Below are 13240 nucleotides of genomic sequence, written 5' to 3'. Positions count from 1 at the left end.
GGGCGGGTCATGAGATACGACATCCACCAGACCACCGCCTACAGCTACGCCCAGCCGGTGCCGGTGGCGCGGCATATCCTGCGCATGGTGCCGGTCAGCCGGCCCGGTCAGCGGGTGACGGACAGCCACATCACCGTCGATCCCGAACCGGCGGAATGGGTGGAGACGCGGGATTTCTTCGGCAACCTCGTGGCGCATATCCGCCTCGAGACCGCGCATACGCGCTTCACGGTGCGCTCCTCGGCGCGGGTTCAGGTCGAGCCGGCGCCGGAACGCGATCCCGCCGGCGGGCCGAGCTGGGAGCAGGTGCGCGAGGCGGTGGGAGAGAGCGGCGACCTCTCGCCGCTCTCCCCGGTACACCAGGCCTATCCCAGCCCGGCGGTGCCGCTCAGGGCGGAGATAACCGATTGGGCAAGAAAGAGTTTTCCTGCCGGCCGGCCGATGCTGGAAGCCTCGGTCGAGCTGATGAGCCGCCTCTATGACGAGTTCGCCTATGACAGCCGCGCCACCGATGTCTCGACGCCGGCCATCGAGGCCTTCGAGATGCGGCGGGGCGTGTGCCAGGACTTCGCGCATATCATGATCACCGGCCTGCGCGGGCTGGGCCTGCCGGCGGCCTATGTCTCCGGCTTCCTGCGCACCGAGCCGCCGCCCGGCAAGGAGCGCCTGCAGGGGGCGGACGCCACCCATGCCTGGGTAAGCGTCTGGTGCGGCGAGGAAATCGGCTGGGTCGGGCTCGACCCCACCAATGCCCTCGTCGTGTCCTCCGACCATGTGGTGCTGGCGGTGGGGCGCGACTACACCGATGTCGCGCCGATCGGCGGGGTGCTGGTCGGCTCCGGGCGGCAGAAGCTCTCCGTCGCCGTCGACGTCATCCCGATGCCGGAGGAGACGCCGGATGCGATGCCGCGCGCGGGCATCGCCGGCGAGGCCGGTGGGATGGACGATGCGACCGAAAACCCCGGCTGACGCACCGATATGCGCTGCCGGGCCGGGCCGGCGCGACAGCGCGAGGGCGACGGGTTAGACATTGGCGGCGGCGCCGCGAATCGCCGCCATCCTGTTCGCCGACGACCGAGGCCTCGCCGATGACCGAGACCGCCAGCCGCTCCGCTCCCGCCGAAGAGACCGACGGCTTCCTCGCCAGCCTCGCGGTGTATCTGCGCCCGCGGGTGCTGATCGTCATCCTGCTCGGCTTCTCCTCCGGCCTGCCGCTGGCGCTCTCCGGGGCGACGCTGACCATCTGGATGGCGGAGGCGAAGGTGAACCTCGCCACCATCGGCCTGTTCGCGCTGGTGGGCGTGCCCTACAACTTCAAATTCGTCTGGGCGCCGCTGGTCGACGCGCTCGACGTGCCCGTGCTCTCGCGCCTGCTCGGGCGGCGGCGCGGATGGCTGGTGTTCACCCAGCTGCTGCTGGTGGTCGCGATCCTCTGGCTCGGCTTCCAGGACCCGGTGGCGGCGCCCTGGCAGGTGGCGCTCGGGGCGTTCCTGGTCGCCTGCGCCTCAGCGACGCAGGACATCGTGGTCGACGCCTTCCGCGTCGAGAGCCTGGAGACCCGGGAGCAGGCGGCCGGCATGGCCGGCTATGTCGCCGCCTACCGGGTCGGCATGCTCGCCTCCGGCGCCGGGGTGATCCTGCTGGTCGCCTGGTTCGAGGCGATCGGCGTCGACCGCGCCGATGTCTGGGCCTGGGGCTACGCGGCGGCGGCGGCGATGGTGGGCGTCGGGCTCGTCGCCGCGCTCTGCGCGCGCGAGCCGGCCGGCGGGGACGCCGTGCCGCGCGAGGCCAATGTGGCCCGGCGCGTCTGGGACACCGCCGTCGGCGCGTTTTCCGACATGCTCCTGCGCCGCGACGCCATCGCCATCCTGCTGTTCGTGGTATTCTTCAAGTTCTGCGACGCCTTCGCCGGGGTGCTGACCGGCGCCTTCGTCATCGACATCGGCTTCGACAAGGCGGCCTATGCCGGCATCGTCAAGGGCGTCGGCTTCGCGGCGGCGCTGATCGGCGGCTTCGCCGGCGGGCTCATCGCCCGCGCGCTGCCGCTCGGCCCCAGCCTGTGGATCGCCGGCATCCTGCAGATGCTCTCCAACCTCGTCTTTTCCTGGCAGGCCTGGGTGGGCGTCGATCTCGCAGCGCTGACGCTGACCATCGTGGTCGAGAACTTCACCGGCGCCATCGGCACGGTAATCTTCGTCGCCTATATCTCGGCGCTGTGCGGCGCGCGGGCGCACACCGCGACGCAGTACGCCCTGCTCACCGCGCTGGCGGCGGTGGGACGCACCTTCCTCGCCTCCGGGGCGGGGTTCATCGCCCAGAGCACCGGCTGGATGTGGTTCTTCGCGCTTACCGCGCTCGCGGCGCTGCCGGGGCTGGCCTTGCTGGCCTTCCTGCAGGCGCGCGGGCACTTCCGGCAATTGGCGGCGCAACAGGTCGCGCTCCGGGGGTAGCGCCGCCTCCGTGGCGGTACGGCGGATACGGGCGAGGGAAGGCCGCGGCGATGTTTCGATGGGTGGACGACAGCGCCGAGCCGCTTCTGGTGATCGACCTGCAGGCCCTCGACGTCGTCGCCCTGGCGCCGAAGGCGCGCCGGGCGCTGGACCTGCCGCCGGATGCCGCCTTGCCGCTGCCGCTCGCCGGGGTGCTGGCGCCGGATGCGCGTCTGGCGGAGCTGCTGCAGTCGCCCCCCGCCGCGGCGCAAAAGCTGCCGCTGCGCCCGCTCCATGCCGACCGGCCGGTGGAGGGCGCGGTGCGGCGGCTCACCGATCGCCATGTCCTGGTGAGCCTGAACGCGACGCCGGAGGGGACGCTGCAGGACCGCATGACCGACATTCTCAACGAATTGCCGGTCGCCATCGAGATCTATGACGAGAATCTCAACGCCATCTTCTACAACCGGATGTCCGACGACCTCTTCCTGTATGAGGAGAAGGTCGTGCTGCACCATGACGAGTGGTGGGAGCTGGGTTTCCCCGATCCCGCGCAGCGTGCGGCCGCCTTCGCCGAATGGCAGCAGAAATTCGCCCGCCTGCGGGACGAGCCGGACAGCATCCAGTTCAGCGAATGGTCGGTGCGCTGCCGCGACGGCTCGACCCGTATCGTGCAGTTCCGCTATCGCCGGGTCGGCGGCGTCTATGTGCTCGCCCTGTGGGACGTGACGTCGGAACGCGAAACCGCGGAGCAGCTTCGCATGCTGGCGGGGTCGGACCCGCTGACCGGGCTGTGGAACCGCCGCCGCCTGCTCGACGCCGGTGCGGCGGCGATGGACGACAGCGCCGGCGACGGCGCGCCCTGCTCGCTGCTGCTCATCGATATCGATCACTTCAAGCAGATCAACGACCGCCACGGCCACGGCGCCGGCGACGCGGTGCTGCAAGGGGTGGCCCAGCGCAGCCTCGCGCAGCTGCGGGCGGCCGACCTGATGGCGCGGATCGGCGGCGAGGAATTCGCCGTGCTGCTGCCGGCTACCTCGACCGATGAGGCCGGGCAGGTGGCCGCGCGGCTGCAGGAGGCGATTCGCCAGCCGGTGGTGCTGGAGGGCGGCCTCCGGCTCCATGTCACGGTGAGCATCGGGCTGGTGAACGCCGCCGGGGAAACGGATTTCCCGGCGCTGATGGAGCGCTGCGACCGGGCGCTGTACCGGGCCAAGCAGGACGGGCGCGACCGGATCGTGACCGACGCCCCCTGAGACCGAAGCGGCGGTGGAAGAGGGCCGGATCCCGCGCCGCCATGCCGGGGCCTTAACCCATCATTAACCCCGGTGGCTCGAACGTTTCCGCCACGCGTGCGCCGCCAGCACCCTCCTCATTTCATCGGAGTCCCGCCGTGACCACCTCCTCGACCCGCCTGCGCATCGCGGTGCTCTTCGGCGGACGCTCCGCCGAGCACGACGTCTCGGTGATGTCGGGCACCAATGTCATGCGGGCGCTCGACCCGGAGACATACGACGCCGTGCCGGTGTTCATCACCCGCGACGGCCGCTGGCTGGCCAGCCGCTTCGAGGGCGGCGTGCTCGACACGCCGGAGAGCGGTACCGAGCTCACGCTGGTGCCGGGCGGCAAGGGGCGCCTCGTGGCGCTGCCGGCCGGCGGCGTGCCGCACGAACTGCCGGCGATCGACCTCCTCTTCCCGGTGCTGCACGGCCTGCCGGGCGAGGACGGCTCGGTGCAGGGGCTGGCCGAGGTGGCGGGCGTGGCGCTGGTGGGCTGCGGCATCCTCGGCTCGGCCACCGCGCTCGACAAGGACATCGCCAAGCGGCTCTATCTCGAGGCCGGGCTGGCCACCGCCCGTGCCGTCACCATCCATCCCGGCGCCGAGCCGAGCTTCGCCGAGCTGACGGCGACGCTGGGGCTGCCGGTGTTCATCAAGCCGGCGCGGCAGGGCTCCTCGGTCGGGGTGAGCAAGGTGGCGAGCGAGGCCGACTATGCGGCGGCGCTGACCGAGGGCTTCCGCCACGACCGCAAGCTCATCGCCGAGGAGTTCATCCGCGGCCGCGAGATCGAGCTGAGCGTGCTGGAGCAGCCGGACGGCACGCTGTTCGTCTCCCGCCCCGGCGAGATCCGCCCGGCCGAGAGCCACGGCTTCTACAGCTACGACGCCAAATACATCGATGCCGACGGCGCGGCGATCATCGTGCCGGCGCAATTGCCGGCCGAGGTGGAGACGCAGCTGCAGGCGATGGCCGCCGACGCCTTCCGCGCGCTGGGCTGCGATGGCATGGCCCGCGCCGACTTCTTCGTGACCGAGGATCTGCGCGTGCTCGTCAACGAGCTGAACACCATTCCCGGCTTCACCAATATCAGCATGTACCCCAAGGCGATGGCCGCCAGCGGGGTGAGCTATCCCGAGCTGATCGACCGGCTGGTGGCGCACGGGCTGGCACGGGCGGGGCGGTAGGGCAGTCCCGCCAAGCGCGGAGCCGTTCCCGACCGCCGGGAGCCTGTTGGGTTAGAGCGCGGTGCGGGCGCGGATCGCCGCCGCCAGCGTGCCCTCGTCGAGATAATCGAGCTCGCCGCCCACCGGCACGCCATGGGCGAGGCGCGTGACCTTCACCCCGGTCTCGCGCAGGAGCTCGGTGACGTAATGCGCGGTGGTCTGCCCGTCCACGGTGGCGGGCAGGGCGAGCAGCACCTCGGCGACGGTGCCGCCGCCGGCGGTCGGCTGGCGCACCCGGCCGGCCAGGCTCGCCATGTTCAATTCGTCCGGGCCGATGCCGTCCAGCGGCGACAGCGTGCCGCCCAGCACATGGTAGCGGGCGTTCATCGCCCCGGCGCGTTCCAGCGCCCACAGGTCGGACACGTCGGCGACGACGACGATCAGGGTCGGGTCGCGCGTCGGGTCGGCGCAGACGAGGCAGGGGCTTCGGACGTCGAGATTGCCGCAGACCGGGCAGGTCTCGATCTTGCCGAGCACCTCCTGCATGGCGCCGGCGAGCGGGGCCATCAGCGAGTCGCGCTTCTTGATCAGTTGCAGCGCCGCGCGGCGCGCCGAGCGCGGGCCGAGGCCGGGCACGCGGGCGAGCAGCTGGACGAGGCGTTCGATTTCGGGGCCGGCGACGGCGCGGGCCATGGTGAGTCCTCCTGAAGCGCAGCCGATGATTAGGCCGCCGGCGCCGCAGGGCGCAAGGGCCGTGCCGCGCCCGCGGCACCCGGATTCGCTCGACAGTGCCGGAGCGGGTTGCTAACCCGGACGCAGGGTTCACAAGCGCCGGGGGAACGCGACGATGAAGCTCATGGGGCCGGTGACGGCGATCCTCCTCGCTCTCCTGTCCGCCGGCCCGGCGCTGGCCGCCGAGGGCGCCGGCCTCGACGGGGCGAGCCTGTCGCTGGCCTGGGGCATCCCCTTCGCCGGCATGCTGCTCTCGATCGCCATCCTGCCGCTGGTCGCCGGGCATTTCTGGCACCACCACTATGGCAAGGTGGCGCTGTTCTGGGCGCTGGCGGTGCTGGTGCCCTTCGTGGCGTTCGCCGGCACCGGCGTCACCGTCTACGAGGTGACGCACGCGGCGCTGCTGGAATACATCCCCTTCATCGTGCTGCTGTTCACGCTGTTCACCATTTCCGGCGGCATATTGGTGACCGGCAATCTGCGCGGCAGCCCGGCGGTGAACACGGCGATGCTGGCGGTGGGTACCGTGCTCGCCAGCCTGATCGGCACCACCGGCGCCTCCATGGTGCTGATCCGCCCGCTGCTGCGCGCCAATGACGGGCGGCGGCACAATGTCCATACCGTGGTGTTCTTCATCTTCCTGGTCTCGAACATCGGCGGCTCGCTGACCCCGCTCGGCGACCCGCCGCTGTTCCTCGGCTTCCTCAAGGGGGTCGACTTCTTCTGGACCACCAGCCACCTGTTCCACGACACCGTGCTGGTGGTGGTATTGCTGCTCGCCGCCTACTACCTGCTCGACCGCTGGTTCCACGCCCGCGAGGAAGGCCTGCCGCCGCCGCCCGATCCGACGCCGGACACCGAGCGCATCGGCCTGCGCGGGCTGTCCAACCTGCCGCTGCTCGTCGGGGTGATCGCCGCCATATTGATGAGCGCGCTGTGGAAGCCCGACATCGAGTTCCACGTCGCCGGGACGGCCCTGCCGCTGCCTTCGGTGGCGCGCGACATCATCCTCCTGGGCCTCGCGGCGGTGTCCATCCTCATCACCCCCGCCTATATCCGCGAGCGCAACGGCTTCGACTGGGAGCCGATCCGCGAGGTGGCCAAGCTGTTCGCGGCGATCTTCCTCACCATCATCCCGGTGATCGCCATCCTGAAGGCCGGCGCCGACGGCGCGCTGGCACCGCTGGTGGCGCTGGTGACGGACGCCAATGGCGAGCCGGTGAATGCCGGCTATTTCTGGATGACCGGCCTGCTTTCCGGCTTCCTCGACAACGCCCCGACCTATCTGGTGTTCTTCAACCTCGCCGGCGGCGACGCGCAGGCGCTGATGACCACCCATGCGGTGACGCTGGAGGCGATCTCCGCCGGCGCGGTGTTCATGGGCGCGCTGACCTATATCGGCAACGCGCCCAATTTCATGGTGCTGGCGATCGCCAGGAGCCGCGGCGTGAAGATGCCGAGCTTCTTCGGCTACATGGCGTGGTCGGGCGCCTTCCTGCTGCCCTGCTTCGCGCTGCTGACCTTCCTGTATTTCCGCTGAGCCGGGCGAGCCCCTCACCTGAGTCGGGCGAGGCCCCTCACCCCATCCCTCTCCCCAATGGGGAGAGGGGGCTTCGGCGCTCGGGCGGGCGGCGTTCACGGCTTCAGGACGACGCTCCGGCAAAGCGGGTGCGGAACCAGCCGGCGATCATCGCCCGCTCGTAGCGCAGCGGCGCGCCGGAGCGGGCGGCAACCGGGTCCATGAGATAGTTCATCGCCCGCAGCGTCTCCTCGCCGCGCCCGATCACCCGCCCGTCGCGGAGGAGCCGGTAGCGCAGGGGGAGCGAGGGCCAGGTGTCGGGACGCATCACCCGCAATTCGCCGGTGCGCGAGGCGAGGGGATCGATCCTGCCGGCGAGGTCGAGGGCGAGGATGTCGATCTCGATAGTCGTGCCCGGCGGCAAAGCGCGGCGCGCCTCGCGGTCGAAGAGGCGCGACAGCCCCTCGAAGGTGAGGCGCTGGTCGACGCTGGACCATTGCAGGTTGCCGTCGACATAGTTCTGCGGCGCGACGAAATTCACCCGCGCCACGGCCGGAGAGGCGGCGCGGGTGCCGGCGGAAGCCGGGCCGGCGGCGGTGAGCGCTGCCAGCAGGGTGACGAGCGGAACGAGGGGCGGGCGCATGGACGGTCCTCCTGCTGCCGCCCCTTCAGATGACGGCGCGGCCGGCGGACCCGCCGCCGGCCGCCGCCGGGGCGGGCCGCGGACAGCCTGCCGTCATTCGGCGGCGATGGCCATACGCGGCTGCGCGTCGCGCACTTCCGGGTCGACCTCCGCCTCGAAGCGGGCGAAGTTCTCCGCGAACAGGTCGACGAGCCGCTTCGCCGCGGTCGCATGCTCGCGGCGATTGGCCCAGGCCTCGACCGGATCGAGCAGCTTGGCATCGACGCCCTCGACCTCCACCGGCACCTCGAAGCCGAAATGCGGATCGGCACGGAACGCGCCGGCCGCCAGCGAGCCGTCCAGGGCGGCGGCGACGAGCATATGCGTCGCTTCCGGCAGGATGCGCGCGCCGCGCCCGGCCTGCCCGCCGCTCCAGCCGGTATTGACCAGCCAGCACTGGGTCTCGCCGCCGGCGATCAGCTCGCGCAGCAGATGCGCCCCCGCCGCCGGCGGGTGGGCGGCGGCGAAGCGGGCGCGCGGCGCCTCGCCGTCGTCCGCCGGCGCGGTGTAGCCGGACAGGAGGTGATAGACCGCCTGCTCCGGGCTGAGCCGGGCGATGGAAGGCAGCACGCCGAAGCCGTCGCAGCTGGCGAGGACCAGCGTGCGCGGCGCGCCGGCGCTGCCGGCATGCGTTCCCGGCAGGATGGCGCGGGCGGCGGCGGCACCGGCGAGATCGGGCTCGCGGCTGTCGGCGTCGAGCGGCACGTTTTCCAGCACCGTGCCGAAGCCACCCCTGGCGTCGAGCTGGTGCACCCGCCGGCGGCGGCCGGCGAACAGCCCGAACACGCCGTCGCGGTTCCAGCCCAGCGGGCCGTCGGCCATCAGCGTGAAGCGCGGATCGGCGGCGAAGGCGCCGGCGAGCGCGCTCTTGCCGCTGTCCGGCGGGCCGAGGAACAGCGCGAGCTCGCCCTCGGTGCCGAGCGAGGCGGCCCCGTTCAGCGTCAGCGTGCCGATGCCGGCCAGCAGGTCGCCGAGATGGGCGACGAGCGCCTGCTCGACATGGCCGAGATCGAGCGTGCCACCCACCAGCACCAGGCCGATGCCCTGATCCTCCGCGATCACGCCGGGGCCGGCGATGCCGTGGCGGTCGGCGTCCGGCCGGAAATGCGGCAGGCAGAACAGGGTGATGTCCGGCACGAAGCCGGCGATGGCCTCGGAGGCGGGCTGCTGCATAAGGTTGCGGATGGCGAGCGCCTGCCAGGCATGCTCGGCGAACACCCGCAGGCGGCGGGCCTCGCCGGCGGCGGTGGCCACATGCAGATCCTGCGCGAACAGGGTGCGGCCGGCGGCATGGGCCAGCATTTCCTGCTTCAGCCGCTCGAAGGTCTCGGGATCGAGCCGGGCGACGCCGTCCGGCGCATTGGTCGGCTCGTTCGCCTCGCCGAGCAGGTGGCGCGGCAAGGGCGCGGTGCTCGCGGCGCCGCTTTCCACCACCAGCGCGCCGGCGGCGGAAAGGCGCGCCTCGCCACGGGCGATCGCCCGTTCGTAGAGGGTGGGGCCGGCAAGGTTCCAAAACACCTTGCCCGAACCGGAAAGACCCGCGGCTGCCGCGGCATTCTCCGGGTTGCGCATGCCGGTTTCCAGCATGTGTTACTCCTTCTCGTATACCCGCCGGGGCGGCAAACTGACGGAGCACTCAGGCCATTTGTCTGTCATATAGGGTCGAAACCGTGGCGAAAGCAGGCCGCCGCGGTGGCGGTCCTGCTTCACCCCGATACCGCTTCGGCTCAGCGGTGCTCGTGGGTTTCGCCGCCGCCGTCGCGGCGCGGCGCCGGCACGCCGGCGATTTCGCGAGCCTTCACCGCCAGTTCCACCAGGATGCGGTGCACGTCGCGGCCGCTGACGATGCGCCGGTCGAAGGCGAGGCGGCGGGCGACGTGGCCGGAGATGAGGTCGCAGCCCTCGGGATCGATGCCGGTCATGCGCCACTCGCCCGGCGCCGCGCCGAGCAGCGCGGTGGCGTAGAGGCCGATGGCGTCGGCATGGTCCTCGTTCATATGGGCGATGGCGCCTTCCTCGCTCGCCAGCGCCTCGTCGGCCCCGCCGAGATCGGTGAGGAATTCGGCGGCCGGCACCTCGGCGATGCGCCCGAAGCCGGCGACGATGTGGGCGCTCTCGAGCTCGATCCGGTAGAAGCCGAAATCGGCGAAACCGGCGAAACCGGCCGAATCGGCATGGCGGGCGAGGAAGCGGCGACGGGCGACGGCGATCTCCTCCTCGCCCTCGACGCGGAAGATGCGCCCCTTGAAGCTCGCGCGCGCGCCCTGGAGCTCGTCGCCGGCGCGCTGCTCGTCGATGAGCAGGCTGACGCGCCGGTCGCCGGCGATGTTGCGGGTGTGGCGGGCCAGCTGCGACAGCAGCAGCACCGGCGCGCCATCGTGCAGGGTGGCCATCTGCACCAGCGAGGCATAGGGCCAGCCGTCGCGGTCGAGACTGGCGAGGGCGCCGGTGCGGCCCTCGCGCAGGAGGCGCTTCACCGCGGCGGCGGCGTCGAAGCCGGCGGCATTCATGTCGTTCATGGGAAGGTCTCCCGTTTGGCTGTCCCGGCCGGCCGTTTCAGTGACGAAGCCGGGCCGCAGCGTCAAGTGCGGCCGATCGCGGCGGGCGAAACCGGGGCCGCCGGCGGCGCAAGCGGGGCGCGCGGGCGCCGTCATCCCCACCTACCGGCGGGGCGCGCATTGGCTAACCGCCTCGAAACGCGCTATTTCTATCTGAGTCTGCTTGCGTGTCACATTCTGGCCACGCCGGCACGGTTCACCGCCGGGTGCGACATCCGCCGCCGAACAGGAACATGTAGATGCCGACCATCGCTCTCGTCGACGACGACCGCAACATCCTGACTTCCGTCTCGATCGCCCTCGAATCCGAAGGTTACCGCATCCAGACCTATACCGACGGCGCCACCGCGCTGGACGGCTTCAAGAGCAACCCGCCGGACCTCGCCATCTTCGACATCAAGATGCCGCGCATGGACGGCATGGAGCTGCTGCGCCGCCTGCGCCAGAAGAGCGACATGCCGGTGATCTTCCTCACCTCCAAGGATGACGAGATCGACGAGCTGTTCGGCCTGAAGATGGGCGCCGACGACTTCATCAAGAAGCCGTTCTCGCAGCGCCTGCTGGTGGAACGGGTGAAGGCGGTGCTGCGCCGGGTGGCGCCGAAGGACGGCGCCGCGCCGCGCGAGACCGACAGCGCCAAGGTGCTGGAGCGCGGCCTCTTGCGCATGGATCCCGAGCGCCACACCTGCACCTGGAAGGGTGAGAACGTCACCCTGACCGTCACCGAGTTCCTGATCCTGCAGGCGCTCGCCACCCGCCCCGGCGTGGTGAAGAGCCGCAACGCGCTGATGGACGCGGCCTATGACGACCAAGTCTATGTCGACGACCGCACCATCGACAGCCACATCAAGCGGCTTCGCAAGAAGTTCAAGGTGGTGGACGACAATTTCGAGATGATCGAGACCCTCTACGGCGTCGGCTATCGCTTCAAGGAGTAGGCGGCTCTTGCTCGACCCGGAATCGACGCGGAACCTGCCGCCGGGGGAGGACCCCGAGGAGCAGGACGAGGCCGTGACCGAGACGGCGGCCGAGACCCCCCGACGGCGCAGGGGCCTGCGGGGGGCGCTCGGCGCCGGCCCGCTGGGCGCCGGCCTGTTCGGGGGCGGCTTCCTCGCCGGGCTGCGCCGGCTGCGGCATTTCGTGGCGCAGAAGAGCTCGTCGAGCCTCACCCGCCGCATCGTGCTGCTCAACCTCGCCGGCATGGGCGCGCTGGTGGCGGGCATCCTCTATCTGTCGGAGTTCCGCGCCGGGCTGATCGACGCCCGCGTGCAGAGCCTTCTGGTGCAGGGCGAGATCATCGCCGCCGCCATCGCCGGCTCGGCGCAGGTCGAGACCAACGCCATCACCATCGATCCCGAGCGGCTGCTCGAATTGCAGGCCGGCGAGAGCTACGGGCCGGGCGAGGAAGGCTTCGCGCCGCTGGAGTTCCCGATCAACCCGGAGCGCGTCGCCCCGGTGCTGAAGCGCCTCGTGGAGCCGACCGGCACCCGCGCCCGCATCTATGACCGCGACGGCATCCTGGTGCTCGATTCGCGCTCGCTCTATTCGCGCGGCGACATCCTGCGCTTCGAGCTGCCCGAACCGACCGCCCGTCCGCCCAACTGGATGGAGCATGGCTGGAACAGCGTGAAGATGTGGTTCGAGCGCGGCGAACTGCCGCTCTATCGCGAGCTCGGCCCCAATAACGGCAAGGGCTACCCGCAGGTGGTCGGCGCGCTGCTCGGCCAGAAGGCCAGCGCGGTGCAGGTGAACGAGCGCGGCCAGATCATCGTGTCGGTGGCGGTGCCGATCCAGCGCTTCCGCGCCGTTCTCGGCGCGCTGCTGCTCTCCACCCAGGGCGGCGAGATCGACGAGGCGGTGGCGGCGGAACGCCTGGTCATCGTGCGGGTGTTCCTCGTCGCCATGGTGGTGATGGTGGTGCTGTCGCTCTTGCTCGCCGGCACCATCGCCGGCCCGGTGCGCCGTCTCGCCGACGCGGCGGAGCGGGTGCGGCGCCGCACCCGCCAGCGCGTCGAGATCCCCGACTTCACCGGCCGTTCCGACGAGATCGGGCATCTGTCGGGGGCGCTGCGCGACATGACCGACGCGCTCTACTCCCGCATCGAGGCGATCGAGAGCTTCGCCGCCGACGTCTCGCACGAACTGAAGAACCCGCTGACCTCGCTGCGCTCCGCCGTGGAGACCCTGCCCCTGGCCAAGACCGACAATTCGCGCGGGCGGCTGATGGAGGTGATCCAGCACGACGTGAAGCGGCTCGACCGGCTGATCACCGACATCTCCGACGCCTCGCGCCTCGACGCCGAATTGCAGCGCCAGGAGGCCGAGCCGGTCGACCTGCGCCGGCTGCTCGGCACGGTGTGCGGCGTGCAGAACGACGTGGTGCGCGGCGACGAGGTGAAGGTGAAGCTCGTCTTCGAGCCGGAGGCCGAGGGCGGCCGGCCGGTCGACTTCGTGGTGGCGGGGCACGATTCCCGCCTCGGGCAGGTGATCAACAACCTCATCGACAATGCCCGCTCCTTCTCGCCGCGGGGCGGGGAGGTGCGGGTGAGCTGCCACAAGGTGAAGGGCGGCGTCGAGATCATGGTCGACGATGACGGGCCGGGCATTCCCGAGCACGCGCTGGCCCGCATCTTCGAGCGCTTCTACACCGATCGCCCGGAGGAGCAGGGCTTCGGCCAGAATTCCGGCCTCGGTCTGTCGATCTCCAAGCAGATCGTCGAGGCGCATGGCGGGCGCATCTGGGCGGAGAACCGCCCGCCCGCCCCGCCTCCGGAGCCCGAGCCGGCAGCGGACGGCACCCGCAAGCGCCGCCGCACCGCGAAGAAGGGGGCAAGCGGCGGCGCGCGCTTCGTCGTGCGCCTGCCCTGCGCGTGA

At 71.1% G+C, this 13240-nt stretch carries 11 protein-coding genes; 7 read left to right on the top strand and 4 right to left on the bottom strand.

Annotated features, from left to right (window positions below; translation table 11 throughout):
• Positions 1-9: 9 nt before the first annotated feature.
• The 4 genes from KHC19_RS04650 to KHC19_RS04635 all read left to right on the top strand — a co-directional run bounded on the left by KHC19_RS04650 (position 10) and on the right by KHC19_RS04635 (position 4896).
• Positions 10-969 (top strand): transglutaminase family protein, encoded by a 960-nt coding sequence (locus KHC19_RS04650; RefSeq protein WP_213350932.1) that lies wholly within the window; start codon positions 10-12, stop codon positions 967-969.
• A gap of 119 nt (positions 970-1088) precedes the next feature.
• The gene (locus KHC19_RS04645; protein WP_213350930.1) at positions 1089-2450 is read left to right on the top strand and encodes an AmpG family muropeptide MFS transporter; all 1362 of its coding nucleotides are present in this window, start codon (positions 1089-1091) and stop codon (positions 2448-2450) included.
• Positions 2451-2500: 50 nt separating this feature from the next.
• A complete protein-coding gene (locus KHC19_RS04640) occupies positions 2501-3688 on the top strand; it encodes a GGDEF domain-containing protein (RefSeq protein WP_213350928.1) in 1188 nt (395 codons plus the stop codon).
• A 137-nt stretch (positions 3689-3825) separates the two neighbouring features.
• Positions 3826-4896 carry a D-alanine--D-alanine ligase family protein gene (locus KHC19_RS04635; RefSeq protein ID WP_213350927.1) on the top strand — a complete coding sequence of 357 codons (1071 nt, stop codon included), beginning with the start codon at positions 3826-3828 and terminating at the stop codon, positions 4894-4896.
• Positions 4897-4947: 51 nt separating this feature from the next.
• Here KHC19_RS04635 and recR read toward each other — a convergent pair whose 3' ends face one another.
• Complete coding sequence (gene recR, locus KHC19_RS04630) at positions 4948-5568, bottom strand: recombination mediator RecR (protein ID WP_213350926.1); 621 nt, start codon at positions 5566-5568, stop codon at positions 4948-4950.
• A gap of 154 nt (positions 5569-5722) precedes the next feature.
• On the opposite strand from recR, the gene KHC19_RS04625 reads away from it, so the two are divergent.
• Positions 5723-7147, top strand: coding sequence for a sodium:proton antiporter (locus KHC19_RS04625; RefSeq protein WP_213350924.1), 1425 nt, complete (start codon positions 5723-5725; stop codon positions 7145-7147).
• Between the two features lie 103 nt (positions 7148-7250).
• On the opposite strand, the gene KHC19_RS04620 is transcribed toward KHC19_RS04625, so the two are convergent.
• The 3 genes from KHC19_RS04620 to KHC19_RS04610 all read right to left on the bottom strand — a co-directional run bounded on the left by KHC19_RS04620 (position 7251) and on the right by KHC19_RS04610 (position 10327).
• Positions 7251-7769 (bottom strand): DUF3016 domain-containing protein, encoded by a 519-nt coding sequence (locus KHC19_RS04620; RefSeq protein WP_213350922.1) that lies wholly within the window; start codon positions 7767-7769, stop codon positions 7251-7253.
• Positions 7770-7862: 93 nt separating this feature from the next.
• Positions 7863-9395, bottom strand: a complete 1533-nt coding sequence (locus KHC19_RS04615) for a phosphoenolpyruvate carboxykinase (ATP) (protein ID WP_213350920.1) — start codon at positions 9393-9395, stop codon at positions 7863-7865.
• Positions 9396-9535: 140 nt separating this feature from the next.
• Positions 9536-10327 (bottom strand): HugZ family pyridoxamine 5'-phosphate oxidase, encoded by a 792-nt coding sequence (locus tag KHC19_RS04610; protein WP_246548150.1) that lies wholly within the window; start codon positions 10325-10327, stop codon positions 9536-9538.
• Between the two features lie 278 nt (positions 10328-10605).
• On the opposite strand from KHC19_RS04610, the gene KHC19_RS04605 reads away from it, so the two are divergent.
• Together KHC19_RS04605 and KHC19_RS04600 are read left to right on the top strand one after the other, a co-directional pair.
• On the top strand, positions 10606-11304 hold the full coding sequence (locus KHC19_RS04605; RefSeq protein WP_213350918.1) for a response regulator transcription factor: 699 nt from the start codon (positions 10606-10608) through the stop codon (positions 11302-11304).
• A gap of 154 nt (positions 11305-11458) precedes the next feature.
• Positions 11459-13240, top strand: a complete 1782-nt coding sequence (locus KHC19_RS04600; RefSeq protein ID WP_378297090.1) for a stimulus-sensing domain-containing protein — start codon at positions 11459-11461, stop codon at positions 13238-13240.

Source organism: Ancylobacter oerskovii, assembly GCF_018390555.1.
GTDB lineage: Bacteria > Pseudomonadota > Alphaproteobacteria > Rhizobiales > Xanthobacteraceae > Ancylobacter > Ancylobacter oerskovii.
The sequence above is the reverse complement of the archived record's forward strand: the minus strand, read 5'-3'. Positions and strand labels throughout refer to the sequence as shown.

Coding starts and splice junctions, on each gene's coding strand:
- KHC19_RS04605 (WP_213350918.1), top strand. CDS start 10,606: ATGCCGACCATCGCTCTCGTCGACGACGACCGCAACATCCTGACTTCC.
- KHC19_RS04625 (WP_213350924.1), top strand. CDS start 5,723: ATGAAGCTCATGGGGCCGGTGACGGCGATCCTCCTCGCTCTCCTGTCC.
- KHC19_RS04645 (WP_213350930.1), top strand. CDS start 1,089: ATGACCGAGACCGCCAGCCGCTCCGCTCCCGCCGAAGAGACCGACGGC.
- KHC19_RS04615 (WP_213350920.1), bottom strand. CDS start 9,395: ATGCTGGAAACCGGCATGCGCAACCCGGAGAATGCCGCGGCAGCCGCG.
- KHC19_RS04650 (WP_213350932.1), top strand. CDS start 10: ATGAGATACGACATCCACCAGACCACCGCCTACAGCTACGCCCAGCCG.
- KHC19_RS04620 (WP_213350922.1), bottom strand. CDS start 7,769: ATGCGCCCGCCCCTCGTTCCGCTCGTCACCCTGCTGGCAGCGCTCACC.
- KHC19_RS04610 (WP_246548150.1), bottom strand. CDS start 10,327: ATGAACGACATGAATGCCGCCGGCTTCGACGCCGCCGCCGCGGTGAAG.
- recR (WP_213350926.1), bottom strand. CDS start 5,568: ATGGCCCGCGCCGTCGCCGGCCCCGAAATCGAACGCCTCGTCCAGCTG.
- KHC19_RS04640 (WP_213350928.1), top strand. CDS start 2,501: ATGTTTCGATGGGTGGACGACAGCGCCGAGCCGCTTCTGGTGATCGAC.